The sequence below is a fragment of the Bacillus sp. YBsi01 genome (assembly GCF_038406745.1).
GTDB classification, from domain to species: Bacteria; Bacillota; Bacilli; order Bacillales; family Bacillaceae; genus Bacillus; species Bacillus siamensis.
In genome coordinates, this window is the sequence record NZ_CP151679.1 from 22,983 (window position 1) to 48,492 (window position 25,510).

The following is a 25,510-nucleotide window of genomic DNA, read 5'->3' on the forward strand; positions in this document are numbered from 1 at the left end:
GAGATTCATATGGAGATTCTTTGGTTTATTCCGACGCATGGAGACGGACGGTATTTAGGGACGCAAACGGGAGGAAGAACCGCCGATCATCTTTATTTTAAGCAAGTGGCACAGGCGGCAGACAGACTCGGGTATACGGGGGTTCTGCTGCCGACGGGGAGATCATGTGAAGACCCATGGCTGACGGCTGCGGCTTTAGCGGGTGAAACGAAAGATTTAAAATTTTTAGTGGCGGTCCGTCCGGGACTGATGCAGCCATCTGTCGCCGCGAGAATGGCATCGACAATGGATCGGCTGTCAGACGGCCGTCTGCTCGTAAATGTCGTAGCGGGCGGAGATCCTTATGAGCTGGCGGGAGACGGGATGTTTATCAGCCACGATGAGCGCTATAAGGCGACTGAAGAATTTTTGACCGTATGGCGCGGACTCATGCGGGGAGAAACGGTGACATATGAAGGGGACCATATCAAAGTGGAAAACAGCAATCTGCTGTTTCCGCCAAAACAGGCTCCGCATCCCCCATTATATTTCGGCGGTTCATCACAGGCGGGAATTGAGGCCGCGGCGAAACATACAGATGTGTATTTAACATGGGGGGAGCCGCCGGAACAGGTAAAAGAAAAGATTGAAACCGTCAAAAAACAGGCTGCCCAAGAAGGAAGGACAATGCGCTTTGGCATCAGGCTTCACGTGATTGTCCGGGAGACTGAGGAAGAGGCATGGAAAGCGGCAGAACAATTAATCAGCCATTTAGACGAAGAGACGATTGCGAAAGCGCAGGCTGCACTCCGGCGTGCTGATTCTTCAGGACAAAAACGGATGGCCGATCTTCATAACGGCGACCGGACGAAGCTTGAGATCAGCCCGAATCTCTGGGCCGGCATCGGGCTGGTCAGAGGCGGAGCGGGCACGGCGCTTGTCGGTGATCCCCAGACTGTCGCCGATCGAATTTTAGAGTACCGGGCACTCGGCATTGAGTCGTTTATCTTTTCAGGCTACCCGCATCTTGAAGAAGCTTATTATCTGGCTGAACTCGTGTTTCCGCTTCTGCCGTTTCAAAACGAGCGGACGAAAAAGCTTGAGCGCAGACTGGGCGAAGCAATGGGCAACGACCATTTTGCAAGAGGGAACAAAGCGACAGTCTGAATAAACAAATGCCTCTTTTTTCTGATAATGATACAATCATCAAAAAGAGGTGTTTTTTCTGAAGGTATTCAAATGGGCGACAGCGTGCTGTCTGCTGGCTGGATTAACGGCATGCGGACATTCAAACGGCATGCAGATAAAAGAAGCTGATTTATCAAAGACAGAGAAATACAGAATGGAAATTGCCTCGTCAGAAAGCGGAGCGGCAGCAGTGACCGGTGTCACAAAAGACTTGGCGGCCGCACAGATGTATATTGAGCATTATCAAAACGGAAAACTGACGGATAAAGCAGGGCCGCTTGAATCAGATTATAGCGGCGATGCAACTAAACCAAAAGAATTGCAATTCATCTTTTACACGGACCGAGAAGACAAAGGGAAGAAGGAAAAAGACCAAGTTCGTTTCGGTATCGTCGATGACGGCGGGAAAGTCTCTGCAGACGCTGTTTTTACCCGAAATCAGGGAGATGACAGAGCATCATCCGTGTTTATCTCCTCTGCCGAGTCAGTGACTTATGGAAAACCAGTTTTGATCGGCGCGAGTGTGAAAGATTCAGGAAAGCATGTCCATATGTCACGAGATAAAAAGATGCTGATCAGCCATTCTGACGTATTACTCTATTATGTAAAGCTGAATAAGCGGGCTTAGCGGGGGCCCGTTTTCTTTATGCCGGAAGCTTGCTTTATAAACATATGGATGATACGATATAAAACGTAATTATTACGATTTGAAAGGGGTGCTGGAGTGGCTAAAAAATCAAAAGTGATCAAAGAGCTCAAGCGGCAGAAGCTTGTTGAACAATATGCGGACATCAGAAGAGAATTAAAGGCAAAAGGAGACTGGGAAGCGCTGAGCAAACTGCCGCGTGATTCTGCTCCGGCCAGACTTCATAACCGCTGTACGGTGACGGGACGGCCCCGCGGATATATGAGAAAATTTAAACTGTCCAGAATCGCGTTCAGGGAGCTGGCCCATAAAGGCCGGGTTCCCGGAGTGAAAAAAGCGAGCTGGTAACATAAAAAACTCCGGATCTGTCATGAACCGGAGTTTTTGCCGTGCTTATGGAACGTGAAAACATAAGCCAAATGCTGAATCATCATCAGAATGAAAATCAAAAGAATCGGAAAAAAGGGAAGATGCGGCTGAATCAGCGGATAAAACAAAAGCAGAACGGCTGCGGCCGGCAATGAGAAGTAAACGGCAATATACGAGGAACGGCAGGCTTTAGCCGTCATCATCCGTTCTCTTTCATCCTGTTCCTCAAATTCATCGGGCACAAGCCTGTGCTTTTTGCCGTTCCGTTTTTTCTTTTCAGTATAGATATATAATACGGCACAAACGGTAAACAGCAGAAACGGCGTGATGTTCAGCCCAAATGAACCGTTCCCCTCCGTCTGGAAAAACTGAGCGATACGCGGCACTGCTTCCATAATGGAAATAAGCGTCCAGCAGGCCAATCCGTAGAGTGCAAGGTGAAAACACGCTTTTCTTTTTAAACTCATTTTTTCTCCTCCTCCAGCCAGAATACTTCCTCCATCGGCAGGGAGAAAGCCCGGCAGATATTAAGCGCCAATAAGAGTGATGGCACATAATCTCCTTTTTCAATCGCCGCAATCGTCTGTCTGGTGGCTCCGGCTTCTTTTCCGAGCGTTTCCTGAGAATAGCCGAATCTGGCTCTCAGCTCTTTTACTTTATTTTTCATCATCAGGCGTACCTCAAGTTTTCTTCTTTTTTATATTGTATGGTATTCTTAACAAAATGTAAACCTAACTTAACATGTGGACAAAAAAAGAATTTTTTTCGACAAATTTTTTAACATTCCCTTGACGAAAAAAAAATATGCATGTAATATTAGAAACATCAAATCGGTGCTGACAAAAAAGCATTTTGATGCGGGTGTAGTTTAGTGGTAAAACCTCAGCCTTCCAAGCTGATGTCGTGAGTTCGATTCTCATCACCCGCTCCATACATACGTTATTAACGCAGTGTTTCGTTTCTCTGATAAACGAAGTATTGCGTTTTTTTATGTGAAAAAAGACACGGAAGGCGTGTCTTTTTATGAAAGCCAAGAGACGGTATGTGTGCCTCCGTGAATTTGTTCAAACATTTTGGTTAAGGATGTTAACAGCTCATCTGCCGCGTCGGCATGAATTGAAGGCGGGAAAAAGATCAGCTGCAGCATGTTCTTTGTGCCGGTTGTTACAGGGCGGGTGTTGATTTGTCCGGTAAGACCGCCGAAAATGCCGCCAGAGTCGGAGAAAGCCAGTACGTGTTCTTTTTCTCCGATTGTGATTGAAATCGGTTCATCCATCTGTGCGGCGTCATACGCCATGATGGGCAATGAATATTTCAAGGAGAAAAAAAGTATGGTATCATGGGCTGAATTCACACTTTCGATGAATCGCTCCCGGGAAATATCGCCGAGCATAAGCTCCATCGGTGTTTTTTGTCCTGAAAAGGAAGGACTGAGCTGTTCCATCATACGCGCCCATTCTTTCACAAAAGGCTGTTCATCTATTCCGCCGTCAGCATAATCAAAGTAAAGCGATTCTTGAAATAAACGGAGGCGGCCTTTCAGCATTTGCGGGGCAGGCCCGACTTCAATCTGTTCATATAATACGGCTGCCGCTTTGATCCCCGGCACCCGTTCAGCAATAAGAGGATCTAAACTGATGTTCAATTGTGTTCACTCCATTTCGGGATGATAAAACTCTATTATACCCGTGCGGGAGCCTGATCACAAAGAAAGGAGGCTGTGCAAAAAATGAATATTCATAAACTGAAAGCGGAATTAATCGAATACGCCAAAAGCATCGGAGTCGACAAAATCGGGTTTACGACGGCTGATACGTTTGACAGTCTGCGTGACCGGCTGATTCTTCAGGAATCACTCGGCTATTTATCCGGGTTTGAAGAGCCGGATATTGAAAAACGGGTCACTCCGTCTTTGCTTCTGCCGAAAGCCAAATCGATCGTCGCCATCGCCCTTGCCTATCCTTCCAAAATGAAAGATGCGCCGAGGAGCACGAGGGACGGCCGTCGCGGCATTTTTTGCAGAGCTTCCTGGGGGAAGGATTATCATGACGTGCTGCGCGAAAAGCTTGATCTGCTGGAGAATTTTCTCCAAAGCAAACATGAGGATATCCGCACGAAGTCAATGGTGGATACGGGAGAATTGTCCGACAGGGCCGTGGCGGAACGGGCAGGAATCGGTTTCAGCGCCAAAAACTGCATGATCACCACACCTGAATACGGTTCTTACGTCTATCTGGCTGAGATGATCACCAATCTGCCCTTTGAACCGGATGTGCCGATTGAAGATATGTGCGGATCGTGCACAAAATGTTTAGACGCGTGCCCGACCGGCGCGCTCGTTAATCCCGGACAGCTTAATGCCCAGCGCTGTATTTCATTCCTGACCCAGACAAAGGGGTTTTTGCCGGATGAATTCCGCACGAAAATCGGAAACCGCCTGTACGGCTGCGATACGTGCCAGACGGTCTGCCCGATTAATAAGGGGAAAGATTTTCATCTTCATCCACAGATGGAGCCCGATCCGGAAATCGCCAAGCCGCTGTTAAAGCCGCTTCTGACCATAAGCAACCGGGAATTCAAAGAAAAATTCGGACATGTATCCGGTTCATGGCGCGGCAAGAAGCCGATTCAGCGAAATGCCATTTTAGCATTGGCTCATTTCAAAGATGCCTCTTCTCTTCCCGAATTGACCGCTTTGATGCACCAAGACCCGCGCCCCGTCATCAGGGGAACGGCCGCCTGGGCCATCGGAAAAATCGGTGATCCGGAATATGCGAAGGAATTAGAAAAAGCGCTTCACAAGGAGCAGGATGAGGAAGCCATACAGGAAATAGAAAAGGGGCTGGAGCTGCTTTCGGTTTCTGATAAGACTAAAACCGGCCGGTCCTGACATATGTATAGAGAAAAAGCACTTGGCGTGAGTTCAAGTGTTTTTTCTTTATAAAACAGTATGGTGGGTGGAGCGCTTGAAGCATATTATTGAAGACTTAGCGGAGGCCCGGCTTCATTATTTAGTCAACGGAACCGAGATGAGGCACAATGGGCAGGCCGGCGATCTTGAGGTCCTGACGAGAAAAAAAGAGCTGTTTGAAAAACGGAAAGTTGACATCGTTAAAGCGAAAGCGAAAGCCGTCATTGTCAAAAGCAGTCTTGAGGATGACGGCACGTTATGCGTCATGTACACCATTCATTTCGAATATTTGTGCAAGGAGCAGGACGGGCATCTTTATTTAGAAGAGCAGATTGAGGAACGGAATGCTTTTCTCTATGACCAGCTGCTGATTAAAGATCGGGAAATAAAGAAAAAACCGGCCGGATTTTCTGACGGAAACAGCGTAATCGAATATGAGCGGAGTGAACGGGAAGATTTCGGGCGGGCATTTCAATACGACCGTCTGGCTGCCGTTCAGTACGCGGAAAAGTTTTGGAATAAACGAAATCCTGCTTATAAAAATTTCGGCGACAACTGCACAAATTTTATTTCCCAATGTTTACATGCCGGAAAAGCGCCGATGCGGGGGCATCCGAACAGAGGCTCAGGCTGGTGGATGAAGGAAAGCTCATGGAGCTACAGCTGGACGGTCGCGCATTCCATGAAGATGTATCTGGCCCAATCCAAGGCCGGGCTTCGCGCGGTGCAGGTGTCAAGCGCCGAGGAGCTTATGCCCGGAGATGTGATTTGCTATGATTTTGAAGGTGACGGCCGTTTTAACCATACGACGATCGTGGTCGCAAAAGATAAAAGCAATATGCCGCTCGTCAATGCCCAAACATATGACAGCAGAATGAGATATTGGTCATATGAGGATTCAACGGCATATACTCCTTCCATCAGATATGCGTTTTTTCATATTACGGATGATACGACAAAAGAGTAATTAATGATATAATGGTGGGCGGAATAAAAAACAGAGGTGAACAACGTGGCATTACATGTCGTTTTATATCAACCCGAAATCCCGGCCAATACGGGAAATATCGCACGTACTTGTGCGGCAACAGACACAACGCTTCATTTGATCCGCCCGCTCGGATTCTCAACCGATGATAAAATGCTGAAGCGCGCCGGACTCGATTATTGGGAGTTCGTCAACGTCGTTTATCATGATTCATTGGATGAATTATTTGGGGCATATGAGAACGGAAAGTTTTTCTTCATTACAAAATTCGGGCAAAAGCCGCACACATCGTTTGACTACTCAAATACGGAGGAAGACTTTTTCTTCGTATTCGGCAGAGAAACGAGCGGACTTCCGAAAGAATTGATCGAAAACAATATGGACCGCTGCCTGCGTCTTCCGATGACCGAGCATGTGAGATCATTAAACCTGTCCAACACTGCCGCGATTCTTGTATATGAAGCGCTGCGCCAGCAAAATTACAGAGATTTGACATGAGAAAAACCGCCCGGATTCGGGCGGTTTTTTTATTGAATGCAGCCGGGGTTCATACAATGTTATATTTATAGGCTTAACAAACGTAACAGTGTTATGTTACAATGTGTTCATCGAAGGAGCTGGATTTATGGAGGAACAACTGATTTCTAAAAAAGAATTGCTTGAAGAAACATCAATCTCATACGGACAGCTGTACCGCTGGAAGCGGAAAAATTTAATTCCTGAGGAATGGTTTGTCCGAAAATCAACGTTTACAGGCCAGGAAACATTTTTTCCGAGAGCGGAAATCTTAAAACGCATCTCAAAAATACAGAAAATGAAAGAAAATCTGTCTCTGGATGAAATGAGGGAAATGCTGTCTCCGCAAATGGCAGATGTCGATATATCGTCTGCGGAGCTGCTTCAAAAAGGATTGATTTCAAAGGCCGCGCTGCAAGTTTACGGTGAAGACGGCGTGACATTCACGTCCCGGGCGCTGCTGTCTTTATATGTGCTTGAAAGGCTTTTGCAATCGGGAAATATCAGTCTTGAAGAAGGAAAAATGGCGGCAGAAGTGCTGAAAACGTATGAGGCTTCCGAGCTGAAGGCAAATACAGAGCTCGTCGTGCTCCGGAAACTCGGCGTAACGACGTGCTTCATCGCAGATGCGGAACATATTCTGTTTGAACCGTCTGTCAAAGTGGCTGAACGGGTGGCGCTTGCTGCGGCATCAGAAGAATTAAAAACAAAATGGATGCAGGAGGACCATCAATGGATGTAACAGATAAATTAGTCATTAACGGTTCAGGAAGTTCAAAAGGAGGCCGTTTTCATACGGTGGAGATCAACGGAAGCGGCACGGTGTCAGGTGACGTAGAGTGCACGAGCCTTTTGTTTAACGGCAGCGGTAAAACAGACGGAAATGTCAAAACGCAAACGCTGACGATCAGCGGTTCGGGGAAAATTTCCGGCAGTGCCGAAGCCGAATCCATCCGAATCAACGGAACAGGTGTCATTAAAGGTGATGTCAAAACAGAGCGGCTGAACGTCGCGGGATTTTCATCTTTCGGCGGCGGTGTGAAAGCTGATGATATTTTCATATCCGGGAAAGTTGGGATTGAAGGGGATTGCGAGACAGAAACGTTCCGTTCGGAAGGAAAATGCAAAATCGGCGGCCTGCTGAACGCCGATGACGTCAATATGAAGCTGGCGGCGGGCGAGAGCCATGTGAAAGAAATCGGCTGCCGTCATTTAAAGGTGATGAGCAGAAAAAGCGTGCTCGCGCGGTTTAAGCTGATGCCGGCTCCGGTGCTGACCGCAGAGCTGATCGAAGGTGACATCATTGAATTGGCGGACACGCACGCAAAGACAGTCCGCGGAAATTCTGTGCAGATCGGCGCAGGCTGTATCATTGAGACGGTGGAATACAGCGGAGATTTTACATGTGATCCGTCAGCTTTAGTAAACAAAGCCGTAAAAATATAGGAGGAGCTTCAGTGGAAACAACAAAAAAATTGAGTCATTTAAAAATGTACGGAGCCGGACACGCCGCCGGGGGCTCCTACCAGAATGTAAGCATTAAAGGAGAAGGCATTGTCGGCGAAGGGCTTCAAAGCGAGCGCTGCCGGATATTCGGTACGGGGCGTTTTCTCGGAGATGCCGAGATCAATCGGCTGAAAATTTTCGGGGAACATGAAACTGATGGAGATTTATCGGCACGTTCCGCAAATGTGCTCGGCACGCTGAAAATCGGGGGCTCCATGCGTTTCACCACGCTGAGGCTGAAAGGACTTGCCGACATTTCCGGCGGGGCCGCGGGAGAGCAGTGTCATATTAAAGGAAGTCTCACCGTGGACGGCGATTGCGAGACAGAGCAGCTTCATGTAACAGGCTGTCTCAATGTGGCGGGATTGTTAAACGCGGGAGACGTCAATATCCATTTGCGTTATGACCGAAGCAACGTGAAGGAAATCGGCGGTACATCGATCACAGTCAGGCGGAAACCCGGTTTTCTGAAACGGAAAGCCGGCATGCTTTCGGCTGAATTGATCGAGGGAGACACGATTTACCTCGAATACACGGAAGCGGACATCGTCAGAGGAAAGCGTGTGGAAATCGGCCCGGGCTGCAAAATCGGAAAAATCGAGTATCAAACAAGCTGCAAAGCCCATGAAAAATCAACTGTCCAAGAACACATTCAAATATGAAACATTGTTATGTTGTACAGGAAAGGGTGCTCTTCATAAGGAGCACCCTTTTTGCCGTTATTCGTTTTCAGGTTTGCTGTCGTAACCCGCCGTAAAAATGGATACTAAAAAAGTGAGAATGACCCCCAGTAAGATGATCGTTTTCATCATTTCTCCTCCTCTTTGCTTTTCCATTTGATGTCCGAGTCTGGATGAAACTGTATTTCTTTCATTATGAACGGTGCACCAGACCCTTGTCAATGACCGCCCTTGAGCCGCCTTTATTTTTAAGAAACGAAAAGCATGTATTATCACGTCAGCGCATAGATTGTAACAAAGTACCTTATTTCTAGTGCATTAACCATGATAGAGGAGGTTCTTATGGATATATTAAAGAAAATTGAAAAGTACAGAGAGGAAGAGCAGCGTCTCAAATGGGAAGGGACGTTCGCTGATTATTTGGAGATCATAAAAGAAAATCCATTGGTCGCGCAGTCTGCTCATTCTCGCGTTTTTAATATGATAAAAGACAGCGGAATCGAGGAAGATGACGGGAAAAAGACATACAGTTTTTTCTCGCGGGAACTGTTCGGCCTTGAAGAATCTCTGGAACGGCTCGTGGAGGAATACTTTCACCCGGCTGCCAAGCGGCTTGATGTAAGAAAACGGATCTTACTATTAATGGGGCCCGTCAGCGGCGGGAAATCGACCCTTGTCACCATGCTGAAAAAAGGGCTTGAAGCCTACTCGTTGACAGACAACGGGGCCGTTTACGCTATCAAAGGCTGCCCGATGCATGAAGATCCTCTCCATCTTATTCCCCATCATCTGCGCGAAGACTTCTACAGAGAATACGGGATCAGAATTGAGGGAAGCCTGTCTCCGCTTAATGTCATGCGGCTTGAAGAAGAATACGGCGGCAGAATTGAGGATGTAAAGGTTGAACGCATTTTCTTCTCGGAGGATAAGCGTACCGGAATCGGAACCTTCAGCCCGTCTGATCCGAAATCACAGGATATCGCCGATTTGACGGGGAGCATTGATTTTTCAACGATTGCCGAATACGGCTCGGAATCAGATCCGCGCGCTTATCGGTTTGACGGTGAATTAAATAAAGCGAACCGCGGAATGATGGAGTTTCAGGAAATGCTGAAATGCGATGAAAAATTTCTCTGGCACCTTCTGTCACTCACGCAGGAAGGGAATTTTAAAGCCGGACGGTTTGCGCTCATCTCAGCCGACGAATTGATTGTTGCGCATACGAACGAAACGGAGTACCGCTCGTTTATTGCCAATAAAAAAAATGAAGCCCTTCATTCCAGAATCATCGTGATGCCTGTTCCTTATAATTTAAAGGTGTCCGAAGAAGAACGGATTTATGAAAAAATGATTTCGGAAAGTGATGTTTCTGACGTACACATCGCCCCCCATACATTAAAAGTGGCCGCGATGTTTTCTATTTTGACCCGGCTGAAGGAACCGAACCGGTCTGATATTGATCTCGTTAAAAAAATGAGGCTCTATGACGGAGAAAGCGTTGAAGGTTACAATTCCGTTGATCTGGAGGATATGAAGAAGGAATTCCATGATGAAGGAATGAGCGGAATTGACCCGCGTTATGTCATCAACCGTATTTCCTCAACGATTATCAGAAAAAATATGGAATCCATCAATTCGCTTGACGTGCTGCGTTCCTTAAAGGAAGGACTCGATCAGCATCCGTCCATTTCCGCAGAGGACAAAGAGCGGTATATGAATTTTATTTCCGCCGCCAGGAAAGAGTACGATGACATCGCCAAAAAAGAGGTGCAGAAGGCGTTTGTTTATTCATATGAAGAATCCGCGAAAACACTCATGGATAATTATTTAGATAATGTGGAAGCGTACTGCAACAAAAATAAGCTCCGCGATCCGCTGACGGGAGAAGAAATGAACCCTGACGAAAAGCTGATGAGATCCATTGAAGAGCAGATCGGCATTTCGGAAAACGCCAAAAAAGCATTCCGCGAAGAAATTTTAATCCGCATATCCGCTTATGCAAGAAAAGGAAAACGCTTCGACTATAACTCACACGAAAGACTCCGCGAAGCGATTCAGAAAAAGCTTTTCGCAGACTTAAAAGATGTAGTGAAAATTACGACCTCAACCAAAACGCCGGATGAGCAGCAGCTTAAAAAGGTTAATGAGGTAGTGGCGCGGTTAATAGATGAACACGGCTATAATTCGACAAGCGCAAATGAACTGCTGAAGTATGTCGGAAGCCTGCTCAACCGCTGATGCTTGATTGATGAAAGGCCCGTCCGTAAAAGGACGGGTTCTTTTGTCTATATTTCAAAATTGTTTGTCAATTGAAAAGTCCGTCCGGCATAAGATAAGAATAAATCTTTTCGCCGGACTTGTTTCATAAACAGGACCAAGCCGGAATACACATGTAAAACGACCATAACGGTTAAGGAGGGGAATTCATGTCCCGTAATGACAGCGGAAATTTTTTGATTTCAGAGGAAGACTGGTCCCTCCATCGCAAAGGCTTTGACGACCAGCAGCGCCACCAAAAGAAAGTACAGGAAGCGATAAAAAACAACCTTCCGGACCTTGTCACTGAGGAAAGCATTATTATGTCCAACGGAAAAGATGTCGTGAAAATCCCGATTCGTTCGCTTGATGAATATAAAATCCGTTATAACTATGATAAAAACAAACATGTCGGCCAAGGTGACGGTGACAGCGAAATCGGCGATGTCGTCGCCAGAGACGGCGCAGATAAAAAGCAGGGGGCCGGAAAAGGCCAGGGAGCCGGCGATCAGGCAGGCGAGGATTATTATGAAGCCGAGGTCTCATTGATGGACCTGGAAGAAGCGCTGTTTCAGGAATTAGAGCTGCCGAATCTGCAGCAAAAGGAAAGGGACAATATCGTTCATACCGACATCGAATTTAATGATATCCGGAAAACCGGGCTGACAGGGAATATTGATAAGAAAAGAACGATGCTGTCTGCCTATAAACGAAACGCCATGTCAGGCAAGCCGTCGTTTTATCCGATTTATCCGGAAGATCTGAAATACAAAACATGGAATGATGTGACGAAGCCGGAATCGAAAGCTGTCGTTTTAGCCATGATGGATACAAGCGGTTCGATGGGCGTATGGGAAAAGTATATGGCGAGGAGCTTCTTTTTTTGGATGACACGATTTTTACGGACAAAGTATGAAACGGTAGATATCGAATTTATCGCCCACCACACGGAAGCGAAGGTGGTGTCGGAAGAAGATTTCTTCTCGAAAGGCGAGAGCGGGGGAACCATCTGCTCCTCCGTCTACCGGAAGTCTCTTGAATTAATTGATGAAAAATATGACCCCGCCCGCTACAACATCTATCCGTTCCATTTCTCAGACGGGGATAATTTAACATCGGATAACGCCCGATGCGTAAAGCTCGTCAATGACATCATGAAAAAATCGAATCTGTTCTGCTACGGTGAGGTTAATCAATATAACAGGCATTCAACACTCATGTCCGCCTATAAAAACGTCAAAGATGATAAATTTAAATATTACATCTTAAAGCAGAAATCAGACGTTTTTCAAGCGCTGAAAAGCTTCTTCAAAAAAGAGGAAGCGGGGGTAAGCAAAGCATAAGTATTAAACATAAAGCCGAGTGAAGAATCGTGCGGCGCGGTTCTTCACCCGGCTTTTTTAAATTAAAAATAAAGAGAAAAAAAGGCATAAAAAAAATCCTTAAAAAATAAAACTTTTCTCTTTACAAATCTTCTTTCATTTATTAATATTTTATCTTGTGAACTATTATTAAGGGAATGAGGTGAAAATACGGTGATTGAATCAGAGCTTGCTTTGCTCAGTTTTGAACAGCTGTTTGATACTTCCAGATCAATTTACAAAAAGCAGAAAATGATCTTGGAGACAGTTCTTGAACCTTTTGATATTACAGTCCTGCAGTATCTGCTGATGTTCAAAATACATAAGAGCAAAAGCACGCAGCTTTCAAGGCTGGCTTTGTCGCTTGATCTGAAACCGGCGTCTGTCACGAGAATGACCGATATTCTGTATAAGCGCCGATTAATGGTTCGGAGCGACTATCACGACGACCGGCGTGTTGTTATGATTCAGTTAACCGAAGAGGGGGAAGAACTTCTAAAGACAGCTGCTGTTCAATACGCCGAAAAAGCGGCGGTTCTATACCGGCAGCTCAATACCGCTGAACTGCAGTACCTGCGCAAGCTGGCGGAAAGTTTAACGAAGCTTGCAAACGGCTGTGCAGTGAAAAACGGAAAATAAAAAAATCCCCACATATTTTTATCATCATTCCACAAAATGATAGAGGAAGAAACGAAAGGAGAAAACAAAATGAACAGAGGACGTTTAATTCTGACCAACATTATCGGTTTGATTGTTGTTCTTGCAATTATAGGCGGAGGTGCTTACTACTATTATCAAAGCACGCACTATGTAAAAACCGATGAAGCAAAAGTTGCCGGCGACATGGCTGCTATCACAGCTCCTGCTGCGGGTAAAGTAACTGACTGGAACCTTGATGAGGGGAAAGAAGTAAGTAAAAACGACGTTGTTGCAAAAATCAAAGGACAGCAAAATGCTGACGTTAAAGCCATCATGGATGGAACAATCGTGAAAAACGAAGTGAAAAACGGCCAAATGGTGCAAGCCGGTACGACAATTGCCCAAGAAATTGACATGAAACACCTTTACATCACTGCAAACATTAAAGAAACTGACATCAGAGACATTGAAGTAGGAAACAAAGTAGACGTCATTGTTGACGGTGACCCTAATACAACATTTGACGGAACTGTAGAAGAAATCGGCTATGCGACAAATTCAACTTTTGATATGCTGCCTTCTTCAAACTCAAGCGGCAACTACACAAAAGTAACGCAAAAAGTTCCTGTTAAAATTTCACTCAGCAACCCATCTGACAAGGTGCTTCCTGGTATGAACGCATCTGTAAAAATCTCTGAATAATACAGATCAGTCATCAAACCATGAAGGGAGGTTGTCTTAGGTGGCTAAATCAGATAATCAAGTAAAAAGTCCTAAAACATTGCTTATTGTGCTTATGGCCGGGTTATTCCTGGCGATCTTGAACCAAACGCTTCTTAACGTGGCGATGCCGCACTTAATGACCGAGTTCGGTGTGAGTGCGACGACGATTCAGTGGCTGACGACCGGATACATGCTGGTCAACGGTGTTTTGATTCCGTTATCGGCCTTCTTAATTACCCGGTTCGGGCAAAGAAGCCTCTTTCTCGTAGCCATGTTCTGTTTTACAGCGGGAACGTTAGTCTGCGGAATCGCGCCTAACTTCTCAACCATGCTGATCGGCCGGTTAATTCAGGCGGTCGGCGGCGGTATCTTGCAGCCGCTGGTCATGACAACCATTCTGCTTATCTTCCCGCCTGAAAGCAGGGGGAAAGGAATGGGGATTTTCGGTCTTGCGATGATGTTTGCTCCGGCGGTCGGACCGACTCTTTCCGGCTGGATCATCGAGCATTACACATGGCGCATTATGTTCTACGGCCTTGTTCCGATCGGGGCGATCGTTATTGTCATAGCGTTTTTCCTCTTTAAGAACTTGGTGGAACCGCAAAAAATCAAACTCGACAGCTTGGGTGCGATTCTGTCCATTGTCGGATTTGCCTCATTGCTTTACGGAGTCAGTGAAGCGGGAAGCGACGGCTGGGGAGACCCGATCGTTCTGTCTACCGTTATTGTCGGTATCATCGCGATTGCCGCGTTTGTCATTCAGCAATTGCGATCTGAAAAACCGATGCTTGACTTCCGGGTATTTAAATATGATATTTTCTCACTTTCCAGTGTGATTAACATCATTATTACCGTTGCGCTTTACACAGGAATGTTCCTGCTTCCGATTTATCTGCAGAACTTAGTCGGCTTTACGGCGCTGCAATCAGGCCTCTTGCTATTGCCGGGCGCGATTGTCATGCTGATCATGTCGCCGATTTCCGGTATTCTGTTTGACAAAATCGGTCCGAGACCGCTTGCGATCGTCGGGCTGGTCATTACGGTCGCAACGACATTCCAGTATACAAAATTGACAATTGACACACCTTATACGCATATCATGCTTGTCTATGCCATCCGCGCATTCGGTATGTCACTGTTAATGATGCCTGTAATGACAGCCGGAATGAACCAGCTTCCGGCACGGTTGAACAGCCACGGCACGGCGATGAGCAACACGCTCCGCCAGATCAGCGGTTCAATCGGAACAAGTTTGATCACAACGATCTATACGAACCGCACGACGATGCATTATTCGCAGATTGCGGATAAAACAAGCACGGCAGATCCAAGCTTCATGCAGTCGTTCCAAAGCGCGGTTTCGAATTTAATGGTCAACATGAACATGTCGCTTGATGCGGCGAAACAAACCGTTTATGCCTATCTATACAAAACGGCTTCACTTAATTCCAACGTTATGGGAATTAATGACGCGTTTATGTGGGCGACGATCTTTGCGGTTATCGGTGTAGTCTTGAGCCTGTTCTTGCGTGACGTACGGAAAGACAAACAGCGGGCGAAGAAAAAAGAGGAGCTGTCATTGCTTCCGGCCCCTAAAGAAGTGAAGGAATCTTAATCATCTGAATGGGAGGTTTCCTGAATGAAAATTTACGTAGTGTACGATAGTGAAGGCGAACACACAAAATACCTTGCCGAAGCCATTGCGGAAGGAGCAAGTGAAAACGCTGATGCTGAAGTCTTGATTGACCATGTCGATCAAGCTGACATCCGCAAGCTGAAAGACATGGATGCGATTATCTGGGGATGCCCTGGACACTTTGGCACCATCAGTTCAGGCTTAAAAGCGTGGATCGACAGACTCGGCTATTTGTGGGCTGAGGGCGAGCTGATTGATAAAGTCGGCGCCGTATTCTGTACGACTGCGACAACCCATGGCGGATTAGAAATGACAATGCACAATCTGATCACTCCTATGTTTCACCAAGGCATGATTGTTGTCGGTCTTCCCGGCAACGTTCCTGAAAATGCGCTGTACGGTTCTTACTACGGCGCGGGCGTCACATGCCCGGTTGACAGCGATGTGCTGATGACGGAAGAAGGCCTTCAATTAGGCCGTGCGCTTGGCAGACGTGTCAGCCAGGTCACAGGTAATTTAACTGCCGGACGACAGTAAGGAGAGGGTTATATGGCCATTATTATAGCGGTTATTGCTGCTGTCATTGTGATTGCACTTCTTATCACATTCAATGTCCGCAGCACTTCTGCAGGACAGGATGTCAAAGAAGAAAAGAGAGAAGCGATCGGCACTACAGCCGAACAGCCGGAAAAGCATGATCCGGCCGAGGAACGCTCAGCCGAGCATGTTCCCGTCGTTGTAAAATCTGAATCTCCCCGCGAGAAAAAGAATACAATGGGCGATGATGTGTACCGTCAGGCGCTTCAGAAGTTCAAGACTTCTGAGACGGATCAGGAAACAACAGATCCCGAAAGCGGCGGCAAAATGCAGGATAGCAGCTATCGTGATGCGCTGCTCTCCTTAAAAAACAAAAAGAAGTAACGGAAAAGGCAAATCTGCATAAGAGCGGATTTGTCTTTTTTTTATTGAAGATATTGTAATTTGTGATGATCTAGTGTACTATGTGACTCATACACTGGTCCCGAATGGAGAGAGAAAGAATGACATCGTTTTTAGGTCTGCTGAAAAAAGATGCGAAGGTTTCATGGGTCTGGCTGGCGGTTTGGGTTTGCGGCATGATCTTCTGGGCGGCGGCAGCCCACGTTATTGCTGTCCGTCAGAAAGAACCGCTCGTCATTTTCGGCTTTTTTGCGGCAATGGGGTTTTTTCAATTTCTTGCGGCGCCGCTTTTTATGTACTATCACCTTCACAAAGAAGGGAAAAATCAGCTGTGGCTTTACAATCCGAATGGCGGGTTTTATCTGCTGGCTTCCAAGCTGACGGCCTCACTGCTGTATCAGTTTATCGGGCAGCTGGCGCTGACCGGCTACGGTATTTGGATGTTCCGGATGCTTGCTGCAAAAGGAGCGCTGGAACACACCATTCCCCTGGCCGGCACATTAACAGGACTGAATGCTTACCTGCTGATCAGCTCAGCGTACTTATCTGTGATCGTGGCCGTATTTTGGACTGTTTTTCACTCGTTAAAACATTTCCCCGTTCTCCGCTGGGTGATCTGCATCGTGCTTGCGTTTGTCTGGGCCTATATTGACGATAAACTCATTACGCCTTTCACTTCATCTCAACATGATTTATGGCCGGTAAAAGTGTATGCGAATTTTGAATTTCATTATACAAAATTGGCCGGCTGGACGATGGAGCTGAAGGCCGTCCACATCTCGCTTTTCAGCTTCCTGGCCGTGATTGTGCTTGCGGCGCTCTGTCTCGCGCTGGCCTCAATAATGCTGAATCGCAAGGTTGAGGTGTAATGATGAAGCATGAATTTCAATCATCAAAGCCGATTTATCTGCAAATTGCCGACCGTGTATATTACCGGCTGATTCGAAACGAGCTTTCGCCGGGTGACAAACTGCCGTCCGTAAGAGAGATGGCCGTGCAGATGAAAGTGAATCCGAATACGATACAAAGAACGTACAGTGAAATGGAAAGGCTGGGGATCGTGGAAACGAGAAGAGGACAGGGAACCTTTATAGCTGAAAGACCCGATCTGAAAGAGGAGCTGAAAGACAGGCTGACAAAAGACGTATTCAAACGCTTTATTCAGGAAATGGCGGAGCTTGGGTTATCTCCTGAAGAAATGCTCGACGGGATCAAACAATATGCGGAGGAAGCAGACGATGAATCTTGATTTTGAACACGTTACAAAAAAATACGGCCGCAGGCTCGCAGTCAGCGATGTATCATTTTCATTGTCTCCGGGTAAGATCTACGGAATATTAGGACCGAACGGAAGCGGTAAATCAACAACGCTGAAAATGCTTGCCGGGCTTGCATTTCCCACCTCGGGCGCTGTTCGGATCGACGGACGTGCCGTAAGCCGGAAAATGCTTTTTCGTACGGCTTATTTAACCGAACATGATACGTTTTTCGCCCGGACGACTGTCGGTGATATGCTCACATTTTATCATTCACAATTCCCGGATTTTCAGCTGGAGAAAGCACGGAATCTATTATCGGAAATGAATCTCTCAGCGGAGCAGAAAATAAAAGAGCTGTCTAAAGGCAGCCGGGGCAGGCTGAAAATCGTCCTGGCCCTGTCGAGAAAAGCATCCGTCATTCTGCTGGATGAGCCGTTTTCCGGTCTGGATCCGGCGGTCCGGGAGTCAATCGTCAACAGTCTCGTATCGTATATTGATTTTGACAGTCAGATCGTAGTCATCGCCACACATGAGATCGATGAGATTGAGACGCTTTTGGACGAAGTGATGGTGTTCAGAAAAGGGAAAATCGCTGAACGGCGTGAAGTCGAAGAGCTCAGGGAGCAGGAAGGAATGTCCGTACTGCAATGGTATAAAAGCATTCTGCAGGCGTACGAAAAAGAAGGGGGATTCTAATTGGAAACGGTATTGGAATTGCAACAGGTAAAGAAAACGATTAAAGGACGAACGATTATTCATGATCTGAGCTTCTCCGTCCGGGCAGGCGAAGTGTTTGGATTTTTAGGGCCGAACGGAGCGGGGAAAACGACAACGATCAGAATGATGGTCGGATTAATGAAACTGTCTCAGGGAGACATCGTAATCTGCGGGGAATCCATTACGAAAAACTATGCAAAAGCGGTCAGGCACGTCGGAGCCATCGTGGAAAACCCGGAGCTGTACAAATTCCTGAGCGGCTATAAAAATTTACAGCAGTACGCAAGAATGGTAAAAGGCGTTACGAAAGAAAAAATAGATGAGGTCATCGAGCTCGTCGGATTACAGGACAGAATTCATGACAAAGTAAAGACCTATTCTCTCGGGATGAGACAGCGCCTCGGCCTTGCTCAGAGTCTGCTGCATAACCCGAAGGTGCTGATTCTGGATGAACCGACAAACGGCCTTGATCCCGCCGGTATCAGGGAAATCAGAGACCATCTGAAAAAGCTGACACGGGAAAAAGGAATGGCGGTTATCGTCTCGAGCCATCTGCTGTCCGAAATGGAATTGATGTGCGATCGAATCGGCATTTTGCAAAAAGGAGAGCTTGTTGATATTCAAAAGGTAAGAGATGAAGGAACAGAAGAAAAAGATACATACTTTTTCCATATTGAACAAAGGGAAGAGGCGCTTGCCGTCCTGAGTCAGTTTGACTGTGTGAAGCAAACAAACGGCTTTGAGATCAAGCTGTCAAAACAGGAAGTGCCTGATGTGATTTCACTTCTCGTCCGTGAAAATATCCGCTTATATGAAGTGAAAATCATAACAAAATCTTTAGAAGACCGTTTCCTGGAAATTACCGGCGGGACGAAAGAGGAGGCTCAATATGCTTAAACTGATCTATAATGAATGGATTAAAATCTTCAGCCGTGTCGGCACGTGGGCTATGATTGTGATTTTAGGCCTTGCGATGACCGGATTTGCACTTCTGTCAAACCATTTCACCTCGAGCGACGCCAATCCAAATTGGAAGCAGGAGCTCCAGGGTGCAAACAAAGAAATGAAACAGCAGATAAAGGAAACCGGAAATCAGACTGTCATTGATAGTCTGAAACAGAATATCGCGATAAATGAATACCGTATGGATCATAACCTCCCCGAGGATACAGGGTACACAGTGTGGTCATACGTAGCTGATTCTTCGATGATGACGGTTTTGACCGGCCTGTTCACGATTATCATCGCAGCAGGCATCGTGGCAAATGAGTTCAACTGGGGGACGATCAAGCTGCTGGCCATCCGTCCGCTCAGCCGTTTTCAGATTTTGCTATCTAAATATATGACGGTGCTGCTGTTCGGACTGCTGATGCTTGTGATTTTATTTGCCGGCTCCGCTCTGTTGGGATTGGTCTTTTTCGGTACAGGCGGAGATACTGCGGCTGATGTTCATCTCGTATACAAAGACGGCCATGTTTTTGAGCAAAATATCATCGCTTTCCTCGCTAAAACATATATCTATGAATCTGTCTCCGCTTTTATGCTTGCGACGATGGCGTTTATGCTGTCTGCAGTATTCCGAAACAGCTCATTAGCGGTCGGATTTTCTATTTTTCTATTGGTTATGGGCAACACGGCGACTGTATTTCTTGCCACGAAATTTGAATGGACGAAATATATTTTATTTGCGAACACGGATTTGTCGCAATATATGAACGGTACTCCTTTAGTAGAGGGGATGACGATGACATTTTCGGTTGTGATGCTTGTGATTTACTTCATTATTTTTATGGCGCTCGCATTCGGCGTCTTCTTAAAACGGGATATTGCGACCTGATGTAAAAAAGCTGTTTTGCATAGGCAAAACAGCTTTTAGATATAAAAAAACCGCCGGCTTGCACCGGCAGGTTTTTTTAAGACATTTATGCTTTTGTTACGTTAGCAGCTTGTGGTCCGCGGTTTCCTTCAACGATTTCGAAAGAAACAGATTGGCCTTCTTCTAAAGTTTTGAAGCCTTCGCCTTGAATAGCAGAGAAGTGAACGAATACATCGTCTTGACCTTCTACTTCGATGAATCCGAATCCTTTTTCAGAGTTGAACCATTTTACTTTACCTTCTAACATGAAATTTCCTCCTAAAGCGACATAACGCTTAAATTCACTATTCTTGCTCTAAAACAAACTTCCAAGACGAAAACTCTTGCAAAACTTTCTTCTTAAAGATAGTTCGAACAAAAATAATTACCTTTACTCTACCAGTAATCCGGAGAAAAAACAACTGCTAAATGTAACTTTTTTTGAAATAACATTTTTTAAGTCGAAATCGCGCGGATACGGAAGGCTGATCTGAGATTGAACAGCACATTTTGCAGCTCATAAAAGCCGCTCTCTACAACCTTAACTTAATCATGAGCCCGAATGCATGGTGCAGTGCTGCACTGCAAATAAAAATAGGGAGGGAGTAGGTCATCTTGAAGCTGCGGATTATAAAGAGTCTGTTTCTCTTCATTTTGATCATGCTGCTTACTTCATGCCATGATCCCGCTTGAAATCGAGCCATTACTATCAGAATCAATGTATGTCATCCATTTATCTGGGGATTTGTCGCAAAAAAGTCGGAGAGGAAGGATTGAAACTTTCATTGGCAATGTTTTCGGATTATGCCCAGGCTGATTTGGCACATTGTCGGCGGGGATTTTGATGCAGATACATTTCAAACCGTTGCTTATTTTAAAATGTTTGCCGACTATTGGAAAAAAGAAGCTGCGGATTTCGGCAGAGCGCTCTTTCTTATGCAGGAGGCGGGCTGATTACGTAGAAAAGACGTGAGGCAGCAGTTTTCAGTCAAAGTGACGCGAAAAAGCAGGATTTCATGCGGAAAAGGACGCGCTGATCTGGTCGGCGCAGATGATAAAGTTGATAAGCGGATGCAACAACTCCTGTCTTTGTATCGAATATCAGGGCAGCCTGATTCCCGTTTTCCAGGCGGGCGCCGTTGTCACTGAAAAGAAAGAATGATTCCCCCCTGCGGCGATCATTCTTTTTTTTCAGTGCTGCACACTTGATTGCGTCCTGAGGTTTTCGCTTTGTACAGCATCCGGTCTGCGATCAGAGGCAGGGTCTGCGGATCCCCCGTATTGGTCGGATAGTGCGCGATGCCGATAGAAACGGTCACGAAAATTGTATCTCCGCTCGTCAGCAGAATCGGGTTCCCGTCCATCGTCTGCCTGATTTCTTCTGCGAGGTGAAGCCCTTTTGTATACGTGCAATTCGGTATAAGCACCGCAAATTCTTCGCCCCCGATACGGGCTGACGGATCAGAACTGCTGATTAAGAACCTCAGCCGCGTCCCCAGTTCTTTCAGCACTTGATCACCTTCATAATGGCCGTATTGATCATTGATCTGTTTAAAGTGATCAATATCTAAATAAATAAGCGCAAGCTGAGATGAGGCTGATCGAGATGCCCGGTCGTACAGGAGGCGCGAGATCTCCTCGAACTTTCTCTTATTAAAAATCCCAGTCAGAAAATCATAATTCGCTTGAAACTTGTATTTCTTGAATAAAAGGCGGGCATCGGCTTCGTGTTTGATGATATACAGTGACAGCATTCCGCCCAAAGTGGAAATGAGCCAATAATAAACGAGGGTCCCGGCAGGCTGTTCAGGCACAAGCAACAGCAGCGTCAGGGTGAAAATAACGTTTGAGAAAAGCAGCATAACGAACGCCTTTTTGCGATCCGGCTTTTTTCCTCTGAGGACGGCCACAGAAAGTATGGCAATAATCCCGACTGCTGCAATGGAAAAAATGGCGCTGGCATTGAAATTGATCAGGATACGGCCTGCCACGATAATCGCAAAGGCAACTGCCGTAGACACCCAGCCTCCATAAAGAGCGGCGATGATAATCGGGATATTTCTGAGGTCAATGATAGAATCAGAGTAAGAAAAGCCGAAAGCAATCAGAAAAACCCCTAAAAGCCCGCAAGCCGCCCCCTTCAGTAATTGAAACATCGGACGGTCTTCTTTATACGACAGCGACTCTTTAAAAAGAAGGGTGAAGAGATAATTAAATGTGATTAAAATCGTCAAATTAAGAAACAGTTCCTTCAGCATAACAATCACCCTTATATAAGTTACTAAAGAAAGGGTGGAAAGAAAAGAGAAAAGTCTATAAAAATACATATATTGTAAAATCATACTTGACCGATCGGAATTCATATAATATAGTGTTTAAGGATAATGAGCAAGGGAGTGTTTACCTGTTTTGGAGAATTTATTTGTAGTCTTACATGTTTTCATTATGCTTTTGCTTATAGCAGGTCTGTTTGTGATGCAAAAAAAACACGTTTCCTTTTCTAAACGTGTCTTTACCGCGCTCGGATTAGGCATTGTATTCGGTTTTGCACTGCAATTGATTTACGGGCCGGCTTCACATATCGTGACACAAACAGCTGATTGGTTTAATATCGCCGGCGGCGGTTATGTCAAGTTGCTTCAGATGATCGTCATGCCGCTTGTCTTTATTTCCATTCTGGGCGCATTTACGAAGCTGAAACTGACCCATAACATCGGAAAAATCAGCGGCCTGATCATCGGAATTTTGATCGCCACAACAGCAATTGCCGCGGCAGTCGGAATTGTTTCGGCGCTTTCTTTTGATCTGAAGGCCGTTCATATCGACCAGGGAAGCACTGAGCTATCAAGAGGCCAGGAGCTTCAGCAAAAATCGGAGGATATGACGGCTAAAACGCTTCCTCAGCAAATCGTTGAGCTTCTGCCGGGAAATCCGTTTCTTGATTTCACCGGGGCCAGACCGACTTCCACCATCGGAGTCGTTATTTTCGCCGCTTTTCTCGGCATCGCTTTCCTTGGCGTGAAACGGAAGCAGCCGGAGCACGCCGCGACATTCAGCGGAATTGTCGATGCGGTTTACGCGATTATTATGCGCGTCGTGACATTAATTTTAAGACTGACGCCTTACGGGGTGTTGGCGATTATGACGAAAACGATCGCGACAAGCGACATCGACAGCATTGTGAAACTGGGGATGTTTGTGATCGCATCATACGCCGCGCTCATCGTCATGTTTATCATTCACTTGCTGCTGATTACGTTCAGCGGTTTAAATCCGATCACATACGTGAAAAAAGCATTTCCGGTCATGGTGTTTGCGTTTACGTCCCGTTCAAGCGCAGGGGCTTTGCCGCTCAATATTAAAACACAAAAAAGCATGGGCGTACCGGAAGGAATTGCGAACTTCGCCGGTTCATTCGGCTTATCTATCGGTCAAAACGGCTGTGCCGGCATTTATCCTGCAATGCTCGCGATGATGATTGCGCCGACAGTGGGGCAAAATCCGTTTGAACCCGGATTTATTATTTCGGTCATCGCGATAGTGGCAATCAGTTCGTTCGGTGTAGCAGGCGTAGGAGGCGGCGCGACATTTGCGGCTCTTCTCGTCTTATCCGCTTTAAACATGCCTGTCGCGCTTGCCGGGCTGCTCATCTCAATTGAGCCGTTAATTGACATGGGGCGCACTGCCTTAAATGTCAGCGGCAGCATGACCGCGGGACTGTTAACAAGTAAAATGACGAAGGAAACCGATACCTCGGTTTACAATGATTCCTCAATCGTCATTGAAGCTGAAGAAGCTTAATAAAAAGAGGATCATCAGCAAAAACCAGCCATGGCGCATCACTTTGCTGTGAAGCCGCACTGTATGGTTAGCAAGATCTTTCCTCAATCTGAAAAGCCTTAACTTCACCTGAAGTTAAGGCTTTTTTAGCGGGAAGCAACATTATCCGCTCCCCGGCATTGTGATTAAGGGAACTTCTTCAAATCGTTAAAAAACGAGTTCGCGTATTTTTAATGATTTCCGGGTTCCAGATCTTCCAGCATATTCATTACGGTGCTGTCATTTAAAACATTTACCGCGCTTTCTTCAAAGTGAATCGGCTCCGTATAGTGAGGCTTTGCCGAAGTCTCTTTTCTGCGGTCTGCCTGTCCGTCCGTATGGCTCCGGCTGTGTTCATGAGACGATGAAGTTGAGCCGGAGTGTTGGCGGGAAGTCTGCTCATGCCGCTGTCCGCCGGAATCTCCGCCGAAAGCCTGCTTAATCATCTCGGCGGGCTGCATGGAGCCGCCTTGTGAGTGCCGGGCTTTGTCCGTGTGCCGCTGTCCGCCGGATTCCCCGCCGAAAGCCTGCTTAATCATCTCGGCGGGCTGCATGGAGCCGCTTTGTGAATGCCGGGCTTTGTCCGTGTGCTGCTGTCCGCCGGATTCTCCGCCAAAAGCCTGCTTAATCATTTCGGCGGGCTGCATGGAGTGTGCGTCATCTTTATGCTGCGTTCGGCCTGAAACCATTCCGGTGATTTTGCGGCGGATTTCCGGTGATAAAGCTGCAATCAAAATTGATGAGCCGATCAGCAGCGCTGTCGGGCTGATGCCTCTTTTTTGTCTGAACAAGTTAAATCCCTCCTCATTCTATTGATTACATTTATCTTTTCCTTTCCTTCTGATATTTATCCAAATCGCTCAGAATGCAAACGGCGTGCATAAATCCAGCCGAATAGAAAAACCTATACGTAAAGTGAGAAAGGAGGCATTCACATGATAAAAAAACAAGCAGTTATCTCTGCCCTTCTTCTGCCGATGCTGATTACTGCAGGGTGCAGCATGGGAAACCAGGGAGAAGGAAAACGAAATGACAACCGCACCCAAAATGTAAATTACCGCAACACGCCTAACGACGGTGCGACAAATATGAATACAGGGAACCGTCATAACCAAAACACCGCAGATCACAATAACAACCGTAACCTGAGGGTTGCTGATAAAGCCGCAGACAAGGTGACTGATCTGAAAGAAGTTAAAAATGCAACTGTAATCGTTGCCGGAAACAGCGCTTATGTTGCCGTTGTTTTGACAAACGGGCAAAAAGGCGCCATTGCCAACCATTTGAAAAATAAGATAACCGATAAGGTGAAATCAGCCGATAAACATGTCCGGACAGTATATGTATCAGCGAATCCGGATTTCGTGGAACGTATGCAAGGCTACGGAAAACGAATCAAAAACGGTCACCCGGTATCCGGTCTGTTTGATGAATTCGGCCAAATGGTGCAGCGTGTATTCCCAAACCCCAATAAATAAATGAATGAATGAATAGAAAAGCCGCATTTGCTGCGGCTTTTTTAT

At 46.3% G+C, this 25,510-nt stretch carries 30 protein-coding genes and 1 tRNA gene; 25 read left to right on the plus strand and 6 right to left on the minus strand.

The window, feature by feature from the left end; translation table 11 throughout:
- The first annotated feature begins 9 nt into the window (after positions 1 to 9).
- The 3 genes from ssuD to rpsN all read left to right on the plus strand — a co-directional run bounded on the left by ssuD (position 10) and on the right by rpsN (position 2,161).
- Positions 10 to 1,146, plus strand: a complete 1,137-nt coding sequence (gene ssuD, locus AADZ70_RS00175; protein ID WP_064778289.1) for an FMNH2-dependent alkanesulfonate monooxygenase — start codon at positions 10 to 12, stop codon at positions 1,144 to 1,146.
- Between the two features lie 49 nt (positions 1,147 to 1,195).
- Positions 1,196 to 1,795, plus strand: a complete 600-nt coding sequence (locus AADZ70_RS00180; protein WP_342007507.1) for a sulfur oxidation protein — start codon at positions 1,196 to 1,198, stop codon at positions 1,793 to 1,795.
- Between the two features lie 96 nt (positions 1,796 to 1,891).
- Positions 1,892 to 2,161: a 30S ribosomal protein S14 gene (gene rpsN / locus AADZ70_RS00185; RefSeq protein ID WP_014417259.1), complete on the plus strand. Its 270-nt coding sequence runs from the start codon at positions 1,892 to 1,894 to the stop codon at positions 2,159 to 2,161.
- Between the two features lie 20 nt (positions 2,162 to 2,181).
- On the opposite strand, the gene AADZ70_RS00190 is transcribed toward rpsN, so the two are convergent.
- On the minus strand, positions 2,182 to 2,649 hold the full coding sequence (locus tag AADZ70_RS00190) for a hypothetical protein (RefSeq protein WP_342007508.1): 468 nt from the start codon (positions 2,647 to 2,649) through the stop codon (positions 2,182 to 2,184).
- Entirely contained in the window at positions 2,646 to 2,849 is a 204-nt protein-coding gene (locus AADZ70_RS00195) for a helix-turn-helix transcriptional regulator (protein WP_003155407.1), read from the minus strand. Before AADZ70_RS00195 ends, AADZ70_RS00190 begins: the two co-directional genes overlap by 4 nt.
- A 190-nt stretch (positions 2,850 to 3,039) precedes the next feature.
- On the opposite strand from AADZ70_RS00195, the gene AADZ70_RS00200 reads away from it, so the two are divergent.
- Positions 3,040 to 3,113: transfer RNA gene (locus AADZ70_RS00200), tRNA-Gly, on the plus strand.
- Between the two features lie 90 nt (positions 3,114 to 3,203).
- Here AADZ70_RS00200 and AADZ70_RS00205 read toward each other — a convergent pair.
- Complete coding sequence (locus AADZ70_RS00205; protein WP_064778288.1) at positions 3,204 to 3,827, minus strand: hypothetical protein; 624 nt, start codon at positions 3,825 to 3,827, stop codon at positions 3,204 to 3,206.
- A gap of 84 nt (positions 3,828 to 3,911) precedes the next feature.
- Here AADZ70_RS00205 and queG point away from each other — a divergent pair, with 84 nt between their 5' ends.
- The 18 genes from queG (at position 3,912) to AADZ70_RS00295 (ending at position 20,150) form a co-directional block, all read left to right on the plus strand.
- Positions 3,912 to 5,072 (plus strand): tRNA epoxyqueuosine(34) reductase QueG, encoded by a 1,161-nt coding sequence (gene queG, locus AADZ70_RS00210; protein WP_342007509.1) that lies wholly within the window; start codon positions 3,912 to 3,914, stop codon positions 5,070 to 5,072.
- A 76-nt stretch (positions 5,073 to 5,148) separates the two neighbouring features.
- Positions 5,149 to 6,060 carry an amidase domain-containing protein gene (locus tag AADZ70_RS00215; protein ID WP_045925646.1) on the plus strand — a complete coding sequence of 304 codons (912 nt, stop codon included), beginning with the start codon at positions 5,149 to 5,151 and terminating at the stop codon, positions 6,058 to 6,060.
- Positions 6,061 to 6,096: 36 nt separating this feature from the next.
- Positions 6,097 to 6,579 (plus strand): tRNA (uridine(34)/cytosine(34)/5-carboxymethylaminomethyluridine(34)-2'-O)-methyltransferase TrmL, encoded by a 483-nt coding sequence (trmL, locus tag AADZ70_RS00220; protein ID WP_342007510.1) that lies wholly within the window; start codon positions 6,097 to 6,099, stop codon positions 6,577 to 6,579.
- Positions 6,580 to 6,706: 127 nt separating this feature from the next.
- Complete coding sequence (locus AADZ70_RS00225) at positions 6,707 to 7,339, plus strand: YhbD family protein (RefSeq protein ID WP_342007511.1); 633 nt, start codon at positions 6,707 to 6,709, stop codon at positions 7,337 to 7,339.
- The gene (locus AADZ70_RS00230) at positions 7,330 to 8,043 is read left to right on the plus strand and encodes a polymer-forming cytoskeletal protein (RefSeq protein ID WP_262481948.1); all 714 of its coding nucleotides are present in this window, start codon (positions 7,330 to 7,332) and stop codon (positions 8,041 to 8,043) included. Before AADZ70_RS00225 ends, AADZ70_RS00230 begins: the two co-directional genes overlap by 10 nt.
- Positions 8,044 to 8,054: 11 nt before the next feature.
- A complete protein-coding gene (locus AADZ70_RS00235; protein WP_342007512.1) occupies positions 8,055 to 8,765 on the plus strand; it encodes a hypothetical protein in 711 nt (236 codons plus the stop codon).
- A 360-nt stretch (positions 8,766 to 9,125) separates the two neighbouring features.
- The gene (gene prkA / locus AADZ70_RS00240) at positions 9,126 to 11,021 is read left to right on the plus strand and encodes a serine/threonine protein kinase PrkA (protein WP_016938434.1); all 1,896 of its coding nucleotides are present in this window, start codon (positions 9,126 to 9,128) and stop codon (positions 11,019 to 11,021) included.
- A 188-nt stretch (positions 11,022 to 11,209) separates the two neighbouring features.
- Positions 11,210 to 12,382: a sporulation protein YhbH gene (yhbH, locus tag AADZ70_RS00245; RefSeq protein ID WP_060963222.1), complete on the plus strand. Its 1,173-nt coding sequence runs from the start codon at positions 11,210 to 11,212 to the stop codon at positions 12,380 to 12,382.
- 192 nt (positions 12,383 to 12,574) lie between these two features.
- Positions 12,575 to 13,039 carry a MarR family transcriptional regulator gene (locus AADZ70_RS00250; RefSeq protein WP_016938432.1) on the plus strand — a complete coding sequence of 155 codons (465 nt, stop codon included), beginning with the start codon at positions 12,575 to 12,577 and terminating at the stop codon, positions 13,037 to 13,039.
- Positions 13,040 to 13,075: 36 nt separating this feature from the next.
- Complete coding sequence (locus tag AADZ70_RS00255) at positions 13,076 to 13,741, plus strand: HlyD family secretion protein (protein WP_007610259.1); 666 nt, start codon at positions 13,076 to 13,078, stop codon at positions 13,739 to 13,741.
- A gap of 94 nt (positions 13,742 to 13,835) precedes the next feature.
- Positions 13,836 to 15,377 carry a DHA2 family efflux MFS transporter permease subunit gene (locus tag AADZ70_RS00260; protein WP_095241037.1) on the plus strand — a complete coding sequence of 514 codons (1,542 nt, stop codon included), beginning with the start codon at positions 13,836 to 13,838 and terminating at the stop codon, positions 15,375 to 15,377.
- A 24-nt stretch (positions 15,378 to 15,401) separates the two neighbouring features.
- Positions 15,402 to 15,935 (plus strand): NAD(P)H-dependent oxidoreductase, encoded by a 534-nt coding sequence (locus AADZ70_RS00265; RefSeq protein WP_016938430.1) that lies wholly within the window; start codon positions 15,402 to 15,404, stop codon positions 15,933 to 15,935.
- 12 nt (positions 15,936 to 15,947) lie between these two features.
- On the plus strand, positions 15,948 to 16,319 hold the full coding sequence (locus tag AADZ70_RS00270) for a hypothetical protein (protein WP_016938429.1): 372 nt from the start codon (positions 15,948 to 15,950) through the stop codon (positions 16,317 to 16,319).
- Between the two features lie 119 nt (positions 16,320 to 16,438).
- Entirely contained in the window at positions 16,439 to 17,206 is a 768-nt protein-coding gene (locus tag AADZ70_RS00275; protein ID WP_342007513.1) for a hypothetical protein, read from the plus strand.
- Between the two features lie 2 nt (positions 17,207 to 17,208).
- Positions 17,209 to 17,586, plus strand: coding sequence for a GntR family transcriptional regulator (locus AADZ70_RS00280; RefSeq protein ID WP_029575338.1), 378 nt, complete (start codon positions 17,209 to 17,211; stop codon positions 17,584 to 17,586).
- Complete coding sequence (locus AADZ70_RS00285) at positions 17,576 to 18,292, plus strand: ABC transporter ATP-binding protein (protein WP_016938426.1); 717 nt, start codon at positions 17,576 to 17,578, stop codon at positions 18,290 to 18,292. The genes AADZ70_RS00280 and AADZ70_RS00285 overlap by 11 nt, the downstream gene beginning before the upstream one ends.
- A complete protein-coding gene (locus AADZ70_RS00290; RefSeq protein WP_016938425.1) occupies positions 18,293 to 19,210 on the plus strand; it encodes an ABC transporter ATP-binding protein in 918 nt (305 codons plus the stop codon). It abuts the gene before it with no gap.
- The gene (locus AADZ70_RS00295; protein ID WP_016938424.1) at positions 19,203 to 20,150 is read left to right on the plus strand and encodes an ABC transporter permease; all 948 of its coding nucleotides are present in this window, start codon (positions 19,203 to 19,205) and stop codon (positions 20,148 to 20,150) included. Before AADZ70_RS00290 ends, AADZ70_RS00295 begins: the two co-directional genes overlap by 8 nt.
- Before the next feature lie 85 nt (positions 20,151 to 20,235).
- Here AADZ70_RS00295 and cspB read toward each other — a convergent pair whose 3' ends face one another.
- On the minus strand, positions 20,236 to 20,436 hold the full coding sequence (cspB, locus tag AADZ70_RS00300) for a cold shock-like protein CspB (protein WP_003155376.1): 201 nt from the start codon (positions 20,434 to 20,436) through the stop codon (positions 20,236 to 20,238).
- A 536-nt stretch (positions 20,437 to 20,972) separates the two neighbouring features.
- Between cspB and AADZ70_RS00305 the strand changes: the two genes are divergently transcribed.
- Positions 20,973 to 21,122: a hypothetical protein gene (locus AADZ70_RS00305; RefSeq protein WP_235714295.1), complete on the plus strand. Its 150-nt coding sequence runs from the start codon at positions 20,973 to 20,975 to the stop codon at positions 21,120 to 21,122.
- Positions 21,123 to 21,346: 224 nt separating this feature from the next.
- Here the strand turns inward: AADZ70_RS00305 and AADZ70_RS00310 are convergent, their stop codons facing one another.
- On the minus strand, positions 21,347 to 22,426 hold the full coding sequence (locus tag AADZ70_RS00310) for a diguanylate cyclase (protein ID WP_016938423.1): 1,080 nt from the start codon (positions 22,424 to 22,426) through the stop codon (positions 21,347 to 21,349).
- Between the two features lie 151 nt (positions 22,427 to 22,577).
- On the opposite strand from AADZ70_RS00310, the gene AADZ70_RS00315 reads away from it, so the two are divergent.
- Complete coding sequence (locus AADZ70_RS00315) at positions 22,578 to 23,969, plus strand: L-cystine transporter (protein ID WP_016938422.1); 1,392 nt, start codon at positions 22,578 to 22,580, stop codon at positions 23,967 to 23,969.
- A gap of 209 nt (positions 23,970 to 24,178) precedes the next feature.
- On the opposite strand, the gene AADZ70_RS00320 is transcribed toward AADZ70_RS00315, so the two are convergent.
- Entirely contained in the window at positions 24,179 to 24,778 is a 600-nt protein-coding gene (locus AADZ70_RS00320; RefSeq protein WP_342007514.1) for a hypothetical protein, read from the minus strand.
- A 144-nt stretch (positions 24,779 to 24,922) separates the two neighbouring features.
- Here AADZ70_RS00320 and AADZ70_RS00325 point away from each other — a divergent pair, with 144 nt between their 5' ends.
- Positions 24,923 to 25,465: a YhcN/YlaJ family sporulation lipoprotein gene (locus AADZ70_RS00325; protein ID WP_016938420.1), complete on the plus strand. Its 543-nt coding sequence runs from the start codon at positions 24,923 to 24,925 to the stop codon at positions 25,463 to 25,465.
- The last annotated feature ends 45 nt before the right edge of the window (positions 25,466 to 25,510 follow it).

Bases quoted from the DNA above. Each gene is read 5' to 3' on its own strand.
- yhbH (WP_060963222.1), top strand. From the start codon at position 11,210: ATGTCCCGTAATGACAGCGGAAATTTTTTGATTTCAGAGGAAGACTGG.
- AADZ70_RS00225 (WP_342007511.1), top strand. From the start codon at position 6,707: ATGGAGGAACAACTGATTTCTAAAAAAGAATTGCTTGAAGAAACATCA.
- AADZ70_RS00270 (WP_016938429.1), top strand. From the start codon at position 15,948: ATGGCCATTATTATAGCGGTTATTGCTGCTGTCATTGTGATTGCACTT.
- AADZ70_RS00295 (WP_016938424.1), top strand. From the start codon at position 19,203: ATGCTTAAACTGATCTATAATGAATGGATTAAAATCTTCAGCCGTGTC.
- AADZ70_RS00195 (WP_003155407.1), bottom strand. From the start codon at position 2,849: ATGAAAAATAAAGTAAAAGAGCTGAGAGCCAGATTCGGCTATTCTCAG.
- AADZ70_RS00325 (WP_016938420.1), top strand. From the start codon at position 24,923: ATGATAAAAAAACAAGCAGTTATCTCTGCCCTTCTTCTGCCGATGCTG.
- AADZ70_RS00260 (WP_095241037.1), top strand. From the start codon at position 13,836: ATGGCCGGGTTATTCCTGGCGATCTTGAACCAAACGCTTCTTAACGTG.
- AADZ70_RS00255 (WP_007610259.1), top strand. From the start codon at position 13,076: ATGATAGAGGAAGAAACGAAAGGAGAAAACAAAATGAACAGAGGACGT.
- AADZ70_RS00190 (WP_342007508.1), bottom strand. From the start codon at position 2,649: ATGAGTTTAAAAAGAAAAGCGTGTTTTCACCTTGCACTCTACGGATTG.
- prkA (WP_016938434.1), top strand. From the start codon at position 9,126: ATGGATATATTAAAGAAAATTGAAAAGTACAGAGAGGAAGAGCAGCGT.
- AADZ70_RS00265 (WP_016938430.1), top strand. From the start codon at position 15,402: ATGAAAATTTACGTAGTGTACGATAGTGAAGGCGAACACACAAAATAC.
- cspB (WP_003155376.1), bottom strand. From the start codon at position 20,436: ATGTTAGAAGGTAAAGTAAAATGGTTCAACTCTGAAAAAGGATTCGGA.
- AADZ70_RS00305 (WP_235714295.1), top strand. From the start codon at position 20,973: ATGCCCAGGCTGATTTGGCACATTGTCGGCGGGGATTTTGATGCAGAT.
- ssuD (WP_064778289.1), top strand. From the start codon at position 10: ATGGAGATTCTTTGGTTTATTCCGACGCATGGAGACGGACGGTATTTA.
- AADZ70_RS00230 (WP_262481948.1), top strand. From the start codon at position 7,330: ATGGATGTAACAGATAAATTAGTCATTAACGGTTCAGGAAGTTCAAAA.
- AADZ70_RS00310 (WP_016938423.1), bottom strand. From the start codon at position 22,426: ATGCTGAAGGAACTGTTTCTTAATTTGACGATTTTAATCACATTTAAT.
- queG (WP_342007509.1), top strand. From the start codon at position 3,912: ATGAATATTCATAAACTGAAAGCGGAATTAATCGAATACGCCAAAAGC.
- AADZ70_RS00285 (WP_016938426.1), top strand. From the start codon at position 17,576: ATGAATCTTGATTTTGAACACGTTACAAAAAAATACGGCCGCAGGCTC.
- AADZ70_RS00280 (WP_029575338.1), top strand. From the start codon at position 17,209: ATGAAGCATGAATTTCAATCATCAAAGCCGATTTATCTGCAAATTGCC.
- AADZ70_RS00275 (WP_342007513.1), top strand. From the start codon at position 16,439: ATGACATCGTTTTTAGGTCTGCTGAAAAAAGATGCGAAGGTTTCATGG.